This is a genomic window from Nitrospinota bacterium, assembly GCA_035528715.1.
Classification (GTDB): domain Bacteria; phylum JADFOP01; class JADFOP01; order DATKYB01; family DATKYB01; genus DATKYB01.
On the sequence record DATKYB010000038.1, the window covers coordinates 1 to 18083 of the forward strand.

General features: G+C 34.5%; 20 protein-coding genes and 1 pseudogene. 1 reads left to right on the forward strand and 20 read right to left on the reverse strand.

Going from position 1 to position 18083, the window contains the following annotated elements:
- Nucleotides 1-1496: 6-hydroxymethylpterin diphosphokinase MptE-like protein (locus tag VMW81_02490; protein HUU49813.1), on the forward strand; the 1496-nt coding region annotated here is incomplete at its 5' end.
- 112 nt (nt 1497-1608) lie between these two features.
- On the opposite strand, the gene fliW is transcribed toward VMW81_02490, so the two are convergent.
- The 20 genes and pseudogenes from fliW to VMW81_02590 all read right to left on the reverse strand — a co-directional run.
- Nucleotides 1609-2061 (reverse strand): flagellar assembly protein FliW, encoded by a 453-nt coding sequence (gene fliW / locus VMW81_02495; GenBank protein ID HUU49814.1) that lies wholly within the window; start codon nt 2059-2061, stop codon nt 1609-1611.
- Between the two features lie 12 nt (nt 2062-2073).
- Nucleotides 2074-2304 (reverse strand): carbon storage regulator CsrA, encoded by a 231-nt coding sequence (gene csrA / locus VMW81_02500; protein HUU49815.1) that lies wholly within the window; start codon nt 2302-2304, stop codon nt 2074-2076.
- A 34-nt stretch (nt 2305-2338) separates the two neighbouring features.
- Nucleotides 2339-3856 carry a flagellar hook-associated protein FlgL gene (flgL, locus tag VMW81_02505; protein ID HUU49816.1) on the reverse strand — a complete coding sequence of 506 codons (1518 nt, stop codon included), beginning with the start codon at nt 3854-3856 and terminating at the stop codon, nt 2339-2341.
- A 14-nt stretch (nt 3857-3870) separates the two neighbouring features.
- The gene (gene flgK / locus VMW81_02510) at nt 3871-5538 is read right to left on the reverse strand and encodes a flagellar hook-associated protein FlgK (GenBank protein HUU49817.1); all 1668 of its coding nucleotides are present in this window, start codon (nt 5536-5538) and stop codon (nt 3871-3873) included.
- Entirely contained in the window at nt 5539-6042 is a 504-nt protein-coding gene (locus tag VMW81_02515; GenBank protein ID HUU49818.1) for a flagellar protein FlgN, read from the reverse strand.
- Nucleotides 6043-6072: 30 nt separating this feature from the next.
- Nucleotides 6073-6825 (reverse strand): peptidoglycan DD-metalloendopeptidase family protein, encoded by a 753-nt coding sequence (locus VMW81_02520; GenBank protein ID HUU49819.1) that lies wholly within the window; start codon nt 6823-6825, stop codon nt 6073-6075.
- Between the two features lies 1 nt (nt 6826).
- Complete coding sequence (locus VMW81_02525; protein ID HUU49820.1) at nt 6827-7939, reverse strand: flagellar basal body P-ring protein FlgI; 1113 nt, start codon at nt 7937-7939, stop codon at nt 6827-6829.
- Between the two features lie 13 nt (nt 7940-7952).
- On the reverse strand, nt 7953-8699 hold the full coding sequence (locus VMW81_02530) for a flagellar basal body L-ring protein FlgH (GenBank protein ID HUU49821.1): 747 nt from the start codon (nt 8697-8699) through the stop codon (nt 7953-7955).
- A 23-nt stretch (nt 8700-8722) separates the two neighbouring features.
- On the reverse strand, nt 8723-9697 hold the full coding sequence (gene flgA / locus VMW81_02535; GenBank protein ID HUU49822.1) for a flagellar basal body P-ring formation chaperone FlgA: 975 nt from the start codon (nt 9695-9697) through the stop codon (nt 8723-8725).
- An 11-nt stretch (nt 9698-9708) separates the two neighbouring features.
- Nucleotides 9709-10497: a flagellar basal-body rod protein FlgG gene (gene flgG, locus VMW81_02540; GenBank protein HUU49823.1), complete on the reverse strand. Its 789-nt coding sequence runs from the start codon at nt 10495-10497 to the stop codon at nt 9709-9711.
- 20 nt (nt 10498-10517) lie between these two features.
- Nucleotides 10518-11297, reverse strand: coding sequence for a flagellar basal-body rod protein FlgF (gene flgF / locus VMW81_02545; GenBank protein ID HUU49824.1), 780 nt, complete (start codon nt 11295-11297; stop codon nt 10518-10520).
- 332 nt (nt 11298-11629) lie between these two features.
- The gene (locus VMW81_02550; GenBank protein HUU49825.1) at nt 11630-11947 is read right to left on the reverse strand and encodes a hypothetical protein; all 318 of its coding nucleotides are present in this window, start codon (nt 11945-11947) and stop codon (nt 11630-11632) included.
- Between the two features lie 70 nt (nt 11948-12017).
- The gene (locus VMW81_02555; protein HUU49826.1) at nt 12018-13103 is read right to left on the reverse strand and encodes a chemotaxis response regulator protein-glutamate methylesterase; all 1086 of its coding nucleotides are present in this window, start codon (nt 13101-13103) and stop codon (nt 12018-12020) included.
- 21 nt (nt 13104-13124) lie between these two features.
- A complete protein-coding gene (locus VMW81_02560; GenBank protein ID HUU49827.1) occupies nt 13125-14990 on the reverse strand; it encodes a chemotaxis protein CheA in 1866 nt (621 codons plus the stop codon).
- 21 nt (nt 14991-15011) lie between these two features.
- Complete coding sequence (locus VMW81_02565) at nt 15012-15656, reverse strand: protein phosphatase CheZ (GenBank protein ID HUU49828.1); 645 nt, start codon at nt 15654-15656, stop codon at nt 15012-15014.
- Between the two features lie 92 nt (nt 15657-15748).
- Entirely contained in the window at nt 15749-16114 is a 366-nt protein-coding gene (locus tag VMW81_02570) for a chemotaxis response regulator CheY (protein ID HUU49829.1), read from the reverse strand.
- Nucleotides 16115-16141: 27 nt separating this feature from the next.
- Nucleotides 16142-16507 carry a response regulator gene (locus VMW81_02575; GenBank protein HUU49830.1) on the reverse strand — a complete coding sequence of 122 codons (366 nt, stop codon included), beginning with the start codon at nt 16505-16507 and terminating at the stop codon, nt 16142-16144.
- Nucleotides 16508-16532: 25 nt separating this feature from the next.
- Nucleotides 16533-17165: a protein-glutamate O-methyltransferase CheR gene (locus VMW81_02580; GenBank protein ID HUU49831.1), complete on the reverse strand. Its 633-nt coding sequence runs from the start codon at nt 17163-17165 to the stop codon at nt 16533-16535.
- A gap of 39 nt (nt 17166-17204) precedes the next feature.
- A pseudogene (locus tag VMW81_02585) lies at nt 17205-17378 on the reverse strand (protein-glutamate O-methyltransferase CheR).
- A gap of 20 nt (nt 17379-17398) precedes the next feature.
- A partial coding sequence (locus VMW81_02590; GenBank protein ID HUU49832.1) for a HEAT repeat domain-containing protein occupies nt 17399-18083 on the reverse strand: 685 nt, incomplete at its 5' end.

The following is an 18083-nucleotide window of genomic DNA, read 5'->3' on the forward strand; positions in this document are numbered from 1 at the left end:
ATGTTGATTTAATAGTAGGAGAGCATGTCACAGAGATCATCCCAAAACTCGTCAATAGATTTTCTGAGATTAAGACAGAAAATGTCCAGGTAGTTGCCCACTCTCAATCTCATCAACTTCATCCTGAGTATAAAGATATCGTCGGAGGAGTTGTTAAATCAATAAAAATAGTTCAATCCAATACTGAAACCAGATTTAAATACGGATTGAAATGGTATGGAAATTCTTTTTCTAATATATTAAGTCTAAAAAAGCTTTCAGGAGTAGAAAGTCTTTTCAATAAATTCAAAGGTATACCCGCAATCATTATCTCTTCTGGGCCCTCTCTGGATAAAAACATCAAATATCTAAAAAATATTAAAAAGGGAGCAGCAATATTGATCTCGGTAGATACCGGCTTAAAATGTCTCCTTTCCCATAATATAAAGCCGGACTTTGTAACCTCCATCGACTGTCAAGGCATCACAAAAATTTTTTTTACAGAGACTGATCTCAATGATATCTATCTCATATCTCCTTTTAGAATACCCCCTTCAGTAATTAAACAGTTTAATGGAAGAACGATCTTCTGTGATGATAAGGAGCTTAATCTATGGAAGGAGTTTAGAAAATACATGGGGAATCTTGGTGATGTCAACATAGGGGGGACAGTAGCTATATTTACTTTTGACCTTGTCAGGAAATTAGGATGCCAGCCTATTATATTCTTAGGTCAGGATCTATCATTTCCTCAAGACAGATACTATGCATTAGGTAGTTATAAAGATGATTCGTGGATTGAGGAAATCGGCAAAACGCTAACCATTGAAGCCAAGCACAAAGAACTTATAAATAAAATGGATATAATCAATTCAAAAAATATTTTTAATAGCACAATTAAGACATCAAAAACTATGCTCAACTGGTTAACATGGTTTGAAGTAGAAATTAGAAAGACAAAGGCGAAGTGTATAAATGCTTCTGAAGAAGGTATTTTTCAAAAGGACATGATAATATTGCCTTTTAAAGAAGTATATTTTCGATACATTAAAGATCAGAACAGTCGAAACAGAGATTGGAAAAAGATAATATTGGATATTCCGAGTATCGATTTAACTGGTTTAGACAAGGATCTCATGCCTGTAAGTTATAAATTAGAAAAAATAATTCAAATATGTGAAGAAATAACTGATAAGTGCTGCCTGCTTCTAAAGGCCTTATCATCTCAAAATAATAACGAATTAAATATGATTCATGAAAAAATAAAAGAGTTATGTAAGAGGCTTGGTAAAGAAGAAAATTTCTCTAACCACTTTAGACTTATCTATTTGATATTTAGAAGAAATTTCAATTTAGATTATAAAAATAAGATGCATGGAGATCCAAGGTATCGATATATATCAAGCATTGAGCTGGAAGCTAGAAGTATATTAGAAGCGTGTAAATTTATCAGAGCCAAATTAATAAAAGAGAAAAGAGATTATAAACAAAAAGAATTTTTTGGGACTGTCAGCTAGATAATTACATATATGCCTACCTTAACATCAACTCAATAAAAGAATAATACTCGATCAAAATTTTTCACAATAGAATATTTTTTATCTTTATTGACTCAGTAATTTTTATAATTTATCGATTATCTGATGCAACATTCTTTTTAAGTTGAGGAAATATATAATGACGTGTTGTATATTTCCCATCTGAGAGGATAAGTTGTTTGGCTAACATTTTTTTCGTATTTATAACTAATGGCCCTTGTAAATTTGCAGTCATTTTGGAAGGGTCTTTAGGAATTGAAATGATAACCATAACTAATGAATCTTTCTCATCAAAGATGTCCAAACAGGCCACTTCACTTTTCGGTATATTAATATGGTAATTCGGTTCAAATATTATAGGGTTCATAATAACAAAGGCTAGACTGGGATCATCAAGAGACTGCAACCATTTTAAAGGGGTATCTTTATGGTTCATGATAAAGAATCTCTTTTGATTAGGAAAACCAAGAATGCCTTCAGGCATCTTAATTATTTTTTCTTCTTCTATTTCTATATCACCAAATCTTGCTGTCTTAACAATCATCCCTTATATCCTTTACTTTCTTTTTAATAATCGAGATAATATATTAAAATTATTTGGTGTTAGAGAGGCTGCAAGGATATTTTCATCCTTTATCCTCTCAAATACCTCTTCTCTATGGACAATCGTCTCTGGTGGTGCTTCAATACCTATTTTAACCTGACATCCTTTAATCTCTAGTACGGTGATCTTTATTTCTTCACCAATTATAATGCTTTCTTCTAACTTCCTTGTTAAAACTAACATTGTCACCCTCCATGGCTGAACGAGAAGTCTTAAACTAATCTAAAAAATCCAAGAGAGATATGCCTGCTATTTGGCTCGCTGCACTTAAAGAAGCCCTGAACACATCCTGTTGAGATGTAAGTTGAGTAATGACATCAACAAGATCAGCATCCTCTCTCTTAGACAACAAATCAGTAATGTTGAGTTTAAAGCTGTCAAAATTTGTAAGGGTTGATTCTAATCTGTTTACCCTTGCCCCAACATCTGCCCTTACGCTCAAAACTCTATCCAATGCCCCGTCCAGTTGATCCAATGTCCCTTGAATAGCATTGACATCATTGTTCAATAAGGCTTCTTTTAATACATCCAGACATCCAAGAACATTATGAGCCCCTTGAATACCTAAATCTTTAGCTGAAGACCCACTTCCTACCTCTGTGACTACAGCGGTAGTGCTTGAATTTGTGGAAACAACATCTAGAGATGTTCCTCCAAAACTAATCGAGGCAGAGCTATTTGTTCCTGAACTAGTAATGGAATTAATTACATCCCCAATCGTCGTAGCTGAACTGAGATCGACATCACTACTTAAAGAACCGTTTTCAATATGAATTGATGTTAATGTTAAACCATCTCCTCCTTTTAAAAGGCTTAAAGGCGTCGAGGCAGATAACTCAGGATCTAAATCATCACCGTTGAGTGTCGTTCCAGAACCATAACCTAAAATCCCTAAGTCTTTTGCAACCTGACCACTACCTACTTCCTGAACTTCCAGTCTCCTTATGGGGGAAGAGCTTGAATCTGTAAGAAGAATTCCTGTTCCCTGGCTGTTTATTGTAGCTGTAACATTCACACCAGCCAGACCATTAATATTATTGATGACATCATTGATATCCATTGTTGATGTGTCTGCAAAGGTAACCGTATCAGAATTCCCTTCCCTGTCTATTATCGTAAAGGAACCATTATTAACCCCATCTCCCCTGTTTAAATCAGATAAGGCTGTATCCCCATTGATGTCTGGATTGAGGTCTTTGGTTAAAAATTCTGAGCCCACTACATTCATGGTAACAGTAGCATTACTTCCTACCTCAATCTGTCTTGTTCCGCTATCACCGAAATAGATACCTCCGGAAGAAAAAGGAACAGTATCGGTTTTATATCCAGCGAATATATAGGTATTCCCTATTTTCGTATTCCCTATCTGTATCGCCTCCTTAAAGAGATTCTCAACTTCCACAGCAGAGGAGGCCCTCGTCTGTTGAGTGGCTGTACCTGAAGATTGCGCCACAGCAATCTCTTTTGCCCTAATGATTATATTATCTATACTATTCAAAGCCTGGTCAGTAATTCCTAGGTTTGAATTAGCCCTATTTATGTTTCGCATGTACTGGTCTGTAGCTGACAATATTGAGCGATAATTTAAAACCTCTGTCATGCCAACAGGGTCATCTGAGGGTTTATTGATCCTTTTGCCTGTTGAAAGCTGCTCTTGAAGTTTTGACAATCTTACAACATTATCATTTAAATTCTTTAGTATGGTATTTAATATAAGATTATTTGTTACTCTCAATTTAAAACTCCAATCTATCTTACCAGATTAACCAAAATATCTAACATTTCGTCTACCGTTACGATAAGCTTGGCTGCGGCTTCATATCCACTCTGAAATTTGATAAGATTGATTGCCTCCTCATCAAGCGAAACACCCGATATCTGCTCCCGGCGATTTTCCAGTTGGATAACCATAGCCTCCTTTTGTTCTTTACTAAAGGATGTTGTCGAGGCCTGAATACCAATGTCAGAAACAATAGACGCCATATAATCTTCAAAAGTACTCGTGTCATTTGATAACGTTAATGTATCTTGAAGGGCAGCGATGGCTAGGGCATTTGTATTATCACCAGGCAGGCTCGAGCTATCCTGGGCAGCCGCTATCTTTTCTACATTATTTGTGATTGTACTGTTTATGGAAATATCTCGAGCAGCATTACTGGCGCTCCTTAAAATAAATACATCTCCACTAGCAATACTTCCAGATATGCTTACAGTAATTCCCTCAAAAGTTATATTATTTCCAGATACATAAGAATTTCCAGTCGAAACCGCTACTCCATCAGTTACATTATAAATTGTAAAGGTGCTCGAATCTGTAAATCGGATCTCAAAGTTATCTCGATTTATTGTAGATTGATCGATTGAAACAGAAGATATAACACCAGAACCTGTATTATAAGAATCCTCTTGAACCGTTGAGCTAAGAGGGTCAAAGAAATTGATACCGGTAGAAGCATCTAATCCATATCCCATAGTATGTAAAATATTGACCTCGTTAATAATAGCAGCAGCCAATTGATCAAGCTTATCCATCGTATTGACTACATATGTATCTCTCATTTCTATCAATCCTGCTAGTTTACCATCTGATATTTCGCTGGTTATGTTTCCATAAGTTCCACTCCCTATATCGAGCTCGACATCATAATAGCCCGAATTATTTGCATTGGTCACCACTCTTAAATTATATGAATCTGAGCCGACAACAAGAGATTTTCCAGTACTCAGAAAAACAAAGGCTTGGTTATCTTCATTTTCTAAAAAATTTATATCAATCTTTTCAGCCAATTTGTCTAAAAGCACAGCCCTCTGATCTCTATAATCATTGGCTCTATCCCCAGTAGCCTCAGTACTATTGATTAAGCCATTAAGTTCAGCAATCTCATCTATGATTTCATTTATCTCAAGAACTTCAGCCCTAATTCTGTCATTACAATCACTTCTGAGTTGTCTTAGATTCGCATCCGTCTGAGAAAAGTTTGAAACAAGAGATAAACCCATCTGTTTAACGCTTTCCCTTTCTGGAATTCCCTGTGGATTGTTGGCAAGATCAGAAAATGCATTAAAAAAATTACTTATCGTTTCACTCATCCCTAAGCCCACCGACTCATTAAATATGAGCTCTATCTGTTCCATCATGTCATTTAGGGCTGTATATTGCCCAAGGGTCTGCCTCTGTTTCAATATTTGATTGTCAAGATAGGCATCTCTTATATTGGTTACACCTTCTATTCTTACACCTGAACCTATGAGTCCATAACCTGTGGTTACCGGAGCGGCTTGTTCAAGAACAACCCTTTGGCGAGCATAACCGGGTGTATTGACATTAGCTATATTATTTCCTGTTACCTGTATTCCTGCTTGATTTGCGTAAAGTGCTTCTCTAGCAATATTAAAGATATTAAATATTCCTGACATCTATGCCTCTTTACTAAGAATCTTATTACTAAAATGGTTTTCCCTATTAAATTTTCCTGAAGGAAGATATACAGGGTTTGGGTTTATAAGATCATTGAGTAACGTTAAATGTCCATTAATACACTCGAGTGAATCTTCAATGAACGCCTTGTTTTTCCAGTTCATTTGAGCTATATCATGAATGAGGGAAGAGAGATTCTTGCGACATCTTTTGAACTCTTCTGAAAAAGGAGACTTTACAATATCAGATATTTTTAAGAGGGTTATTCCTTCTTTTGAAATTTTTAGGTGGCCTGCAATCTTATCAATTAATGCGAGTCTCGATTCTTCCATAATTCTAAGTTTTAATATAATCGTCTCTTTCAACTTATAGCATCCTTCGATCTCTTCTAGAGATAAACGTATCATCGCATTCCTTTCTCTTCGGAGAAGGTCAAGTAACTTTCTATATTGCTCCGTTTCTTGTTTTAGAAGATCTAATAAATCAAAAAATAGTCGATTCAACTTTTCTCCTTGCTTCTAAATATTTTAAAATTATAAAAACTTAAGGGGGTTTAGTAACTCGCCATTTCTTCTTATTTCAAAGTGGAGATGAGGACCTGTACTCCTCCCAGAATCTCCAACCTGGGCTATAGGCTCTCTTTTTTTAACATATTCTCCAACATCTACTAAATTTTTAGAATTATGGGCATAAAGGGTCTCAGTCCCTTCTTTGTGCCTTATTATAATCGTCTTACCATAATTCCCTTTTTCACCACTAAAGATCACCTTTCCAGATTGAGCAGCGAATATTTTATTGCTATAAATAGAATCAATATCTATTCCATAATGAAACCTTTTTACTCCATCTATGGGATCATCTCTCATCCCAAAAGGAGAACTGATTTTGCCCTGAGCAGGTAAGATAAAGGATCCCATTCCTTGAATCTCTTTGTTTTCATATTCTTTTAAAAGCCCTCTTATTTTCAAATCATCAATAATTAAACGTGCAAGGCCAATGCCCCCTCTATTAGAAATTACTGATGAAAACTCATTATCAAGCATACTTGTATAAATCTCTTCCCCTCTTCCCCCATCAATCAAACCTGATTTTTGAATACTGGCTCTCATGGTTTTAAGCATATAGAAAATAAAAATTTGCTCAAATTTTTTTGCGACTTCTTCGACAGTTTTAATGTCTTTATTACTAAAATCTTTAATAAAATCTGCCTGATCTTTTAATCTCTTTATATTACCATCCAGATATTGAGTCTCTATCAGTTGTCCTGCTACAGGATCAGGTATCATTTTAAATAATCTCCAGCTCTGCCTGTAATGCTCCTGCTGCCTTTATTGCTTGTATTATCGCTATAAAATCTCTTGGGGTTACACCAACAGCATTTAGACCTTTTGCCAATTCACCTATACTTGTAGCAGAAGGCATAATCAATAAGCTAGCCTCTTGTTCTGTCGTGCTGAGTTCTGTTCGTGGAACAACAGTCGTCGTTCCTGTTGATAAAGGAGTAGGCTGAGAAACTTCAGGCACTTCTTTGATTTGAATGGTTAGGTTTCCATGTGATATTGCAACAGTTGAAATTCTGACATTGGCTCCTACCACTATAGTTCCTGTCCTTTCATCCAAAACGATTTTCGCTCTGCTATCGGGGGTGATCTCTAGATTTTCTAAAGAGGCTAAATATTCTACTATTTTCCCCTTATAGCGCTCTGGAACTTTAACCTCCACTGTAGCAGGATCTATGGCTACAGCAATTTTTTCTTCAATCGTGCTGTTAATTGCATTAACAAGCCTTGTTGCAGTTGTAAAATCAGGGTTATGGAGGTTTATCGATAATAACTTTTTATCAAAGAAAGAAGTAGAAACTTCTTTTTCAATGACTGCGCCCCCTGGTATTTGAGCTACAGTAGGATGATTCTGTTGTACTGAGGCTGCTGCTCCTTTTGCAGAAAATCCACCTATAGAGACAGGGCCTTGAGCCACCGCATAGACTTTTCCATTCGGAGCTTTTAGGGGGGTTAATAACAGAGTACCCCCTTGAAGGCTTTCAGTATCACCAATGGAGCTGACGATCACATCAATTTTAGAGCCTACCTTCGCAAAGGGGGGAAGGTTTGCCGTAACCATAACAGCAGCGACGTTATTTACCTTTACAAGATTTGGATCAACGGTAATTCCCATCCTCCCTAACAATCCAACTAAAGTCTGAATGGTAAATTGAGTACTCTTACTATCTCCTGTTCCATCTAAACCTATAACGAGTCCATAGCCAATAAGTTGGTTTTTTCTTACACCCTGAACATCGGCAATATCTTTAACCCTTACTGCTTCAGACGTTCCATGGATTAATAATATTATCAATATTATCGTTATGATGACCGAAACAGTAATCCGTAACCTAAACATAATAAATCCCCTCTCAGAATGGTAAGAGATAATCTAACACCCGAGTAAACCACCCTGGCCTTTGTTTTTCACTCACGACCCCATGACCACTTAAATCAATCTGGGCATCTGCTACTAAGGTGGATGGAATAGTATTGTTTGCAGAGATATCTTGAGGCCTGATAACACCTTTCAAATAGAGATATTGTTCTTCATTATTAATCTTCATGTTCCTCTTTCCTTCTACGTAAAAGTTGCCATTCTCTAGGACATCTACAATCGTAACCGAAATACTTGCAATAATGCTTCCTTCTCTTTTGGTCGTACCTTCTCCCTCATAATCATTTTTAGTAGTAGAATCTATAGTTGGAACAGAGGCGGATGATTTTATGAGATTAGGATTAACGCCTTTTATCCCTATCCCTGTTCCTGGAGCAAAAAAACCAAAAAAGTCTGATAGTTTTAATTTGGTTTCTGTTTCTCTATATAAATCAGTATTTGCACTGCTAGATCCAGTAACATTTTCAACTATATTTACAACGACAATATCATTGATACCTCTGGCCTTAGTATCGTAGAAAAGAAGGCTCTGGGGATTGTTCTCCTCCCAGAGAGAACCCTCATATTTGACTTTATCAATCTCTGTCTTAATGAGACTTTTGCTGCTTCTCTGTTCAGGGGTCGGTCTGGCTTTATTTATATCTCCAGCACATCCAGTAAAAAAGCAAAAAATGGAAATCAAAATTATTGTTTGGAATAAATGAAAAAATCTTTTTAACATTTTTTCTCTCTTATATGAATAATTCAAAATTCGATCTTAACGGTATTCTCATCTAAGATAAGACCCCCTATAATTTTTTTTGAGCTGAGATTCCTAACCTTAATTATATCTCCTTTGCCTCCTTCTTCTCTGGCTTCACCTTTTGTTGTTATCTTTAGGGTTTTTGACTCTGCAAGAATCGTTACAAGATGACCTTTTTTAATTAGAGAAGGATGTTCTAATAAATTCTTTTTCAATATCGTATTTGCTGGAATATTTCTTTTTGCTCTTTTTCCTACAACATCTTCTAATTCCCATATTACCCTTTGAGGTAATTCTGAAATTCTTCTCTCTTCCATATATACATCATTTTCAGAGATGATTTGGTTTCTATCTATAGGACGAGATGAGAAAAAAACAGGAACTCTTCTATCTATCTCTGCAGTAACCCTAATCTTTTCTACGATACGACTGTCTGCTTTGAATATGACATCTAATAGATAAATATTATTCTGGTTTAAAGCTTTGAAAGGGATGACCTCATATGAAATCTCCTTATGAGAAGGAACTAATATCTCTCCGTTATAACTTATTTTTAATTCTATATTCTCTCTTTTCCACTGGATCCTTTTCAAAAGGAATTCTTCTACAATCTCCCTTATCTCTTCTTCAGATATCTCTCTGGAAGCCCTTGTAACCTTGACCTTTTCAGGACCAATAAGGGCAACCTTTGAGATATCTGCTTTGTTTTGCTTAATCCTTAATTTAATATAATCTTTATTAATGGTTCTCGTCATCCCTGGAAGAGGTAAACGTCCTATATAAATTGGAGCGATCTCTTTTATCTCCTTTTTATCTCCATCAATTTTGGCTATCTTGTTTAAAAGAATCCTTTCTCCTGATATATTGCTGTATTCTTTTAGATTTACGCTTACCATTCCATCAGCAGTGTTATATGCTATCCCCATCGTTGTTATTGCAATGATACTAATGAATATTAGGGATGTTTTACCTTTCATATTTCTTATCCTTATCTAACGATGTTCGCGGCTATCTGTAGCATCTCATCGGATGTCTTAATAGCTTCAGAATTAATCTCATAGGCGCGCTGCGCTGTAATCATGTCAACCATTTCTTGAACGATATTGACATTTGACATTTCAAGAAATCCCTGAGCCAATGTACCCAAACCATCTTCACCAGGTGTACCGTTAGTTGGGCTTCCTGAAGCATCTGTTTCAATAAACAAATTCTTCCCGATTGCTTTCAACCCAGCTTCATTAGCAAAATTTGACAGTTCAATGTTACCTACCGTGCTTGGGGCTGAGGATCCTGGTTGGAGAACAGATACTGTTCCATCTGCCCCTATTGTCATACTTAAGGTATCAGAAGGTATAGTAATCTCTGGTTGAAGTTTATAACCATCAGGAGTAACAATTGCTCCATCACTATCCGTGGAAAAGGCTCCTGCCCTTGTATAGCCTGTATCACCATTTGGTTGAAGGATCTGAAAAAAGCCCTGCCCTTCGATTGCAATGTCAAGCTCATTCCCAGTTAATTGAAAATCTCCTTGAATAAATATTTTATGGGTAGATGCTGGTCTCGTCCCAAGACCTATCTCGAGTCCTGTCGGTACCTCTGTATCTGAAGATGATGGTGAACCAGCAGACCTTAAAGACTGATAGAGCAGATCTTGAAATTCAGCTCTGCTCGACTTAAAACCAGTCGTGCTAACGTTTGCTAAATTGTTTGCAATAACAGAGATCCTTATGGTTTGAGCCTCCATACCTGTTGCAGCTGTAAATAAACTTCTTAGCATTTTTAACCCCCTTTTAAATATTAAGTATTCAATCTTCCTATTTCATTGACGGCTCTGGAAGCAACAACCTCCATGCTCATTTTAATTACTTTTTGATAAGATTGGTATGATCTTAAGGAATCGATCATCTGTATCATTTCTCTGATCACATTAATATTGGAAAGTTCCAAAAAACCCTGCTTCACAGCATATTCTTTTGCCTGAGAATCTTTTTCTATACTGGCAAATAAAGAATTTCCAATCTTTTTTAGAGAATATGGTTTTGGAAAATCAACAACATTTAAATTTCCTACTATCTTTCCATCTGCAGATATCTCGCCGTTATTATTAATCTCTATTGTTTTTCCATCGATTACTATCTCATTATCCGAACTGCTCATAACAGGATACCCTTCTTGGGTTACTAATCTGTTTGAACTATCAAGGGAAAAATTTCCCTGTCGGGTATACCTTATCCCCTTGGGTGTTTCTACAGCAAAAAAACCATCACCATCTAAGGCTACGTCTAACTTATTACCCGTCCCCTTAAAAACACCTTGACTAAAATCTGTTACTATCTTATCAAGCACAACAAAAGAGTTGGCATCCTTAAAAAGAGAGGATTGTTCATTAAGTGAGATTAAGGCAACCCCAGGAGCCTCTTGCATTTGATTTTGTGTATTACTGAGAACACTCTTGAATAAGGGGATATCTCCCTTATATCCAACAGTACTCATATTGGCTAGGTTGTTTGATATGATTTCAAGCGTTCTTTCCTGGGCAATACTACCTGAAACCGCATTATATAATCCACTAATCAAATGATTACTCCTTTTATCTCTATTCTTTTTGCCGCAATAAAAATGCAATACCAATGCCAAATTCATATGGCAGATTTTCTCTGGTTTAAAAAAATAAGTCTTTAAAAAACAAGGATTAATAAATATCTGTATTTCCTTAAAGGTATGAAGCCTTATGGGATAGGAATTTTCTGCCTACTGAACTCGAACTACCATTTACTCAATATAAACCAAAATATTGCACTAAATATGAATGAGCAACTTCAGGATGAATTGGTGATTTGTAACCTAAGGATTTCTGCTAGATAAGAAGTGAAAATATAAAGGAAGAAATTTGCCTTTAAAAAGAAATATTAAATAATAATGTCAATAATCTTTCCTTGATTAAGAGGAGAAGTATCTTCTTTAGATTCATCATCCTCTTTATCAATTGCTCTTCTGTTCTTAAGGTTCTTTTTTCTTTCTTCCTTTTTTATAGTATTTTTCATTTTGATGTCTTCTGCCTTTTTTTCAGATTGACTTTCTTCTTTCTTTTTTTCTTCTTCCTTTTTGAGATCAAGCAAAAATTTTTTTTGTTGTTGTTCTTGATCCTTATAATTTATTTTTTGTACTTTTTTATCTGAAGAATACTGAGACAATACCTGTTTCATATCGACTGGTTCAACACTCATCTTTATCCTCTATATCTTTTACTAACCGGTCGTTTAATTTAACTCTTTTATAATAAATTAATAGAAATTTTTAAACCATATTAATGATTTCATCTACAATATGATTTAAAGGAACAACCTTATCCACAACATTTATTTCAATAGAAGCCTTTGGCATTCCAAAAACCACGCATGTATCCTTGCTTTGAGCTATTGTTCGCCCATCTTTGTTCTTTATCATTCTCATTCCTTCTCTTCCATCATATCCCATACCCGTCATGATAACTCCAAGGCTTCGCCCATTATAATATTGAGCAACAGATTTCATCATCACATCAACAGAAGGTCTGTATAAAAAATTAGTAGGGGACTTTGTTAATTCAATTGAAACTTCCGCTGGTTTTTTTTTAACAACCTTCATATGATAATCTCCTGGAGCTATCAGAACTAATCCTGACTTTACCACATCATTCTGTTCTGCTTCTTTAACCTCTATCTGGCTTATCTGATTAAGCCTTGTTGCAAAAGGGCCTATAAAGCCAGCAGGCATATGCTGGACAATTAAAACGCCGCAAGGTAAATCTTTTGGCAAATAGGGAATAACCTCCTGAAGCGCTTTCGGACCACCGGTTGAGGTTCCTATAGCTATAGCCTTGATCTTTTTAATACGAATATCTTTTTCATTATTTTTACCGCCTTCCTGAGTCATAATATACTTAGATTCTTTTGATATCCCTTTTGTTTTTTCATTGGATAAATAAAGTTCGTCTTTCCCTGTTATTGCCTTAATTTTTTCTATTAATTCATCTTTTATTTTTATAACATTTAAAGAAGTATTATCTAAATTTTTTGGTATAAAATCTACTGCTCCTAAATCTAAAGCATCTAGAGTGGCTTTTGCACCTTCATTTGTTAATGAGCTAACCATAATCACAGGAAGGGGCATTTGATCCATGATAATCTTTAAAGCCTCTAAACCATTCATTCGTGGCATTTCAATATCAAGAGTAACAAGATCAGGTTTCAACTTCTGAATCTTTTCTATTCCTTCCTGTCCATCCCTAGCACCACCCACTACCTTTATTGATGAATCAGATTCTAGCATTTTTGTTATTGCTTTTCTCATAAAAGCTGAATCATCAATTACTAATACTTTTATATAATTATCTATCACCATTTATGATTCCCTATGAATAGTCTATTTAGGAGCTTTTAGATTTTGAACTAGCCTTGCAATATCTAAAATCAGCACGACCTTTCCATCACCTGTTATCGTTGCACCTGCAACTCCATGAGAATCAGATAAGAACTCACCTATAGATTTTATAACGATTTCTTCTTGACCACAGAGCCTTTCTACAACTATTCCGTATCGCTTTTCTGCAATTCCAACCACTACAACATAAGAATATAAATTTTGATCTTTATTTTCTGTTAATGGAATATCAAACTCATCACTTAGCCTAATAAGTGAAAGTACAGAACCTCTTACATTGACTACCTCATGGCCATCAATAATATGTATCTCTTTAGAGGATATTTTTATTATCTCTACAACAGATGACAATGGAATAGCAAACATCTCTTCTCTCACCTTTACCATTAATGAATGAATAATAGCGATGGTTAATGGAAGTTTTATTACAATCCTGTTTCCTTTTCCGAAATTGTTAACTATATCAATAATGCCGTTTAATTTAGTAATATTCGTTTTCACCACATCCATCCCAACCCCTCTTCCAGATATATCACTGATTTTTTTTGCTGTACTAAAACCAGGGGTAAAAATGAGATTTAGACATTCCTCTTCGCTTAATCTATCAGCCTCTACTCTATCAATAATTCCTTTCTCGATAGCCTTTTCCCTAATTTTTTTTGTATCCATTCCCCTTCCATCATCTTCAATTTCAAAAACTATATTATTCCCTTCATGATAAGCAGAAAGTCTTATATTTCCAACCCTAGTCTTTCCTGCTTTTATTCTTTCTTCAGGAATCTCTATGCCATGATCTACCGCATTTCTAATAAGGTGAACCAATGGATCAACTATCTCCTCGATTACAGATTTATCTAACTCTGTTTCTTCCCCAAAAATATCTAAATTAATCTCTTTTGACATATCTCTTGCTAAGTCTCTCACCATCCTCGGGAATCTATTAAAGACTCTTTTGATAGGTTGCATCCTTGTTTTCATTACTGCCAGTTGTAAATCTGTAGTAATTCGATTCACATGAGATGCAAGAACTCCCAATTCCCTGAACCTGGGATCATCTTCATATATTTCCTCGAATTTGCTACTGATGTTTAGCAAGCGATTTCGGTCCAATACCAACTCACCAACCAAATTCATTAAATCATCAAGCCTGCCTATATCTATATGTACTGTTTTGTCAGCTTCTAAATTCTTAGTTATTTTTTCTTCTTTTATCAATGTATTATCTATTTTTTCCTCAGTAGCTTCTTTAACTTTCTTTTGTATTTTCTCATTTGTGTTGTCACTTTGCACCTCTGCAGAAGCATTTTTAATCTGATCTGCAGTTTTTATATTTTTCTTTACAATTATTCCTTTTCTTTTCGTTTCTTTCTCAGAACCCTTTCTTTTTTTGATGGACTTTTTTTCTAATCCTTTACAATTTTTCTCTCCATGTCTCTCTTTCTTATCAGACCCTTTTATGATTTGGCTCAATTCCTCTAAAATTCCGGTTAGATCAATCTTTTTCTTTTCATTACTCTTGATAACTTTAAGAAGAATTTTAATGAAATCAAAGGATTTTAGAAGAGTATCCATGATATCAGGGGTAACTTTTATTTTTTTCTGACGGAGTTTATTCAATACATTCTCTGACTCATGAGTTAGTTCAACCATTTGATTGAGCCCTAAAAAACCAGAAGTTCCTTTTATAGTATGTACAGAGCGAAATATCTCATCTATTATTTCAATCTTCTCAGGAGACTTTTCAAACTCGACAAATTTTTGATCAATCATCTCCAACAGCTCTTCTGCTTCAGTAATAAATTCTTTTAAAATCTCTTGCATTTCATCCTGTTGGGTTTCTTCTGACATTTTTAAGCTCTCCAAAAAGATCTATTCAAAAAATTCTGCTAAGATATCATCAACAAGGTCTTGTTTTAAATCAATGGGCTTTGACGGGTCTTTTAATTCGGTCACCATTTCCCCTCTTTTCTTTTTGTCTACGAGACCGAATGAAACTAAAAGTACTAAAATCTTCGTCTCTACATCCTGCACAAGGGATATAATCTTCTTTATCTTTTGGCCTGTTAAGTCTTGAAAAGAAAGGGCTGTCAAAAGATCGATAAGATCCTCTTTGTTGCTGATATTTATGTTTTGAATATCATTTATGATTGATTTTATTTCTCTGTTCTCTTTTTTTATATTATTACTCACAAATTTTTTTAAATTCTTAAGAATCTCAGTTAGTCTGTTTTGATCATCAAGGATCTTTTCTGTTAAAGAAATGATTTTATGAGTTGCTTCTTCTGTTTGTCTAGTAATATCTGAAAGCTGCATGGAGGCTTCGGGAAAACTCTTTGTTGTTGACTTTATCGGTGAATCGATATATTGAAGTTTCTTTCTGGTTTCTTCGATATATTTAGCTAAACGCTTTAGTTCACCTTTTAATTTAAGGTTTGTTTCCTTGTAAAAATCTCCTTCAGATATTGCCTTAGCAACATCAGCTAACTTCTTTACAGAATAACTTTTTTTATTCATTTTTAACTCCCTTTGGTATTACTTTCTCAAAAAGTCCCATTATTTTCAGCGATTTTTTAAAAAATATCATCTGGAACAAAAAAAATATCATTTTAATTAGAAAATATTTTATCAATCTTTTCTTTCAATATCTCAGCAGTAAAAGGTTTTACAATATAATTATCTACTCCTTCCTGCAGAGCTTTCATAATCTTCTCTTTCTGCGCTTCGGCAGTAACCATCAAAAAAGGTATTGACTTTAATTTTTCATCGCTTCTAATAACTTTAAGAAGGTCTAATCCCGACATCTTAGGCATGTTCCAGTCTGAAACGATAAAATCTATTTTGTCTTTCTTTAATAAAGTAAGGGCACTACTTCCATCATCTGCTTCAATTATATTGCTATAACCCAACTGCTTAAGAATATTTTTAATAATTCTTCTCATCGTCGAAAAATCATCCACAATTAAGATTTTCATTTTTAAATTAGACACTTTTTTACTCCTTTAAAACTTTAAAAGACTATCTATTTTTTTTATTAATTTACTCTTTGAAACAGGTTTTTTGAAATAAGCAGATGCCCCTAATTTCATTCCCCTATCCCATTCTTGATTTTCGCTTTCTAAACTAATAATAATTATAGGAATATCCTTAAACGTCAGATCATTTTTTAAAGAACTGACCAACTCTAATCCATCCATCTTTGGCATGTTTAAATCAGTGATAACTAAGTCAATGGGAAAACGTGCCATTTTTTCTAAAGCATCAATCCCGTTATCTGCCTCAATGATTTTATATCCCCGCTCCTTTAACATAAAACCTATTATTTTTCTGGCAGTAAAAGAATCATCTACCAATAATATATTTTTCAAACTATTACCTCTTTTTTAATATTATCTATTCTTTCTTATAAACGATCGCCTTTTCAAAATGTAGTGGTTTAAATGCTCGTGATAAATTATGCAATGATTCTGAATGACCAATAAAAAGGTATCCCCCAGGGACCAGCAGATCATAGATTGTAGTAATCACCTTTTTCTTTGCCTCGTTATCAAAATATATTAAGACATTTCTACAAAACACAATATCAAAGTCTTGATAAGTTTTATTTTGAATTTGGTCTATCAAATTTGTATTTTTAAATTTGACTAAATCTTTTACTCCAATTTTCAAACTATATTCTTCACCCGTATTATCAAAATATTCATAAAGATATCTTTCTGGAATACTATTAATCTTGTTTTTTTTATATAACCCATATTTTGCTGATGATAAAGCTCCTTCACTAATATCATTGGCTATGATTTCAATTTCCCATCCTTTTGATCTTAATTGATGTTCCAAGAGAATCATTGCTATTGTAAAAGGTTCCTCACCCGTCGAACAACCAGCGCTCCATATCCTGATGCATTTTTTTTTCTTCTCTCCTTTTACCTCCATAACCTGCGGTAATATACTTTTTTCAAAGGCAACCAGTTGGGGAGGGTTTCTAAAAAACGATGTCTCATTAGTTGTAATAGAATCAAACAATCTCTTCATTTCTAAATTTTTATTTTTGTCATATTTCAAAAAATAATAATAATCCTCGAAACTCCCGCAATTACACTCCAAAACTCGATTTTTTAAACGATTCTCCAAGAGATACTTTTTTTTTAGTGAAAAATAAATTCCGCTTTTTTCACAAATAAAATCTCTTAAAGAGATGAAGGTTTCATCTTTTAATAAAATCTCTTCTCTTCTCAAATAAAATATCCTTTAAAAAATTAACTTTCTATATTACGTAATGCCTCTAATGCAGTCTTTTTCACATCTTCGTTATTATCTTCTATTGCTTTCATGAGGACTTCCATTGACCGTTTCTCTTTTAAAACCCCCAACGCCTTTACAACCGCAACTCGTGTGATACCTTTATCTTTTTCAAAGAGTTTAATTAAAGGATCGACAGCCCTTTTAACATTCATCTCTCCCAATATTTCAGCAGCCTTAAATCGTACCCATAGATTTCTGTCTTTTAGTGCCAAGATAATATGATCAATAACTTTATCATCATAAATTCCGGATAATGCTTTAAGGGATGTTAAACGAACCTGCTCGTTTTTATCAGATAAGGCAGGAATGAGAGCATCTCTAGTTTTTCTATTCTTATTTTTCGTCATCCCTAAAGACTCCACTACAGCCCTCCTGATTCTCCAGTTAGGATCTTTTAAAAGCTTAATAATGGCCTTAATGCCCCTCTCTTTACCTATATACCCTATGCCATCAATTGATAATTCTTTTGCCTTTTGGTTTTTGCCAGATAAAAGTTTTATGAATTTTTCTAATACTTCATCCCCATCAATCATGACCAAAGCTCTCAAAGCAGATATACAAACATCTCTAAATTCTTCTTTTTGAAGCATTTGAAATAAAGGTTCTATAGCCTTTTTATCTTTAGTTTTTCCTAAGTAT

Bases quoted from the DNA above. Each gene is read 5' to 3' on its own strand.
- flgA (HUU49822.1), bottom strand. From the start codon at position 9,697: ATGAAAGGTAAAACATCCCTAATATTCATTAGTATCATTGCAATAACA.
- flgG (HUU49823.1), bottom strand. From the start codon at position 10,497: ATGCTAAGAAGTTTATTTACAGCTGCAACAGGTATGGAGGCTCAAACC.
- csrA (HUU49815.1), bottom strand. From the start codon at position 2,304: ATGTTAGTTTTAACAAGGAAGTTAGAAGAAAGCATTATAATTGGTGAA.
- fliW (HUU49814.1), bottom strand. From the start codon at position 2,061: ATGATTGTTAAGACAGCAAGATTTGGTGATATAGAAATAGAAGAAGAA.
- VMW81_02555 (HUU49826.1), bottom strand. From the start codon at position 13,103: ATGGTGATAGATAATTATATAAAAGTATTAGTAATTGATGATTCAGCT.
- VMW81_02565 (HUU49828.1), bottom strand. From the start codon at position 15,656: ATGAATAAAAAAAGTTATTCTGTAAAGAAGTTAGCTGATGTTGCTAAG.
- VMW81_02520 (HUU49819.1), bottom strand. From the start codon at position 6,825: ATGATACCTGATCCTGTAGCAGGACAACTGATAGAGACTCAATATCTG.
- VMW81_02525 (HUU49820.1), bottom strand. From the start codon at position 7,939: ATGTTTAGGTTACGGATTACTGTTTCGGTCATCATAACGATAATATTG.
- VMW81_02530 (HUU49821.1), bottom strand. From the start codon at position 8,699: ATGTTAAAAAGATTTTTTCATTTATTCCAAACAATAATTTTGATTTCC.
- VMW81_02570 (HUU49829.1), bottom strand. From the start codon at position 16,114: ATGAAAATCTTAATTGTGGATGATTTTTCGACGATGAGAAGAATTATT.
- VMW81_02560 (HUU49827.1), bottom strand. From the start codon at position 14,990: ATGTCAGAAGAAACCCAACAGGATGAAATGCAAGAGATTTTAAAAGAA.
- VMW81_02550 (HUU49825.1), bottom strand. From the start codon at position 11,947: ATGAGTGTTGAACCAGTCGATATGAAACAGGTATTGTCTCAGTATTCT.
- flgK (HUU49817.1), bottom strand. From the start codon at position 5,538: ATGTCAGGAATATTTAATATCTTTAATATTGCTAGAGAAGCACTTTAC.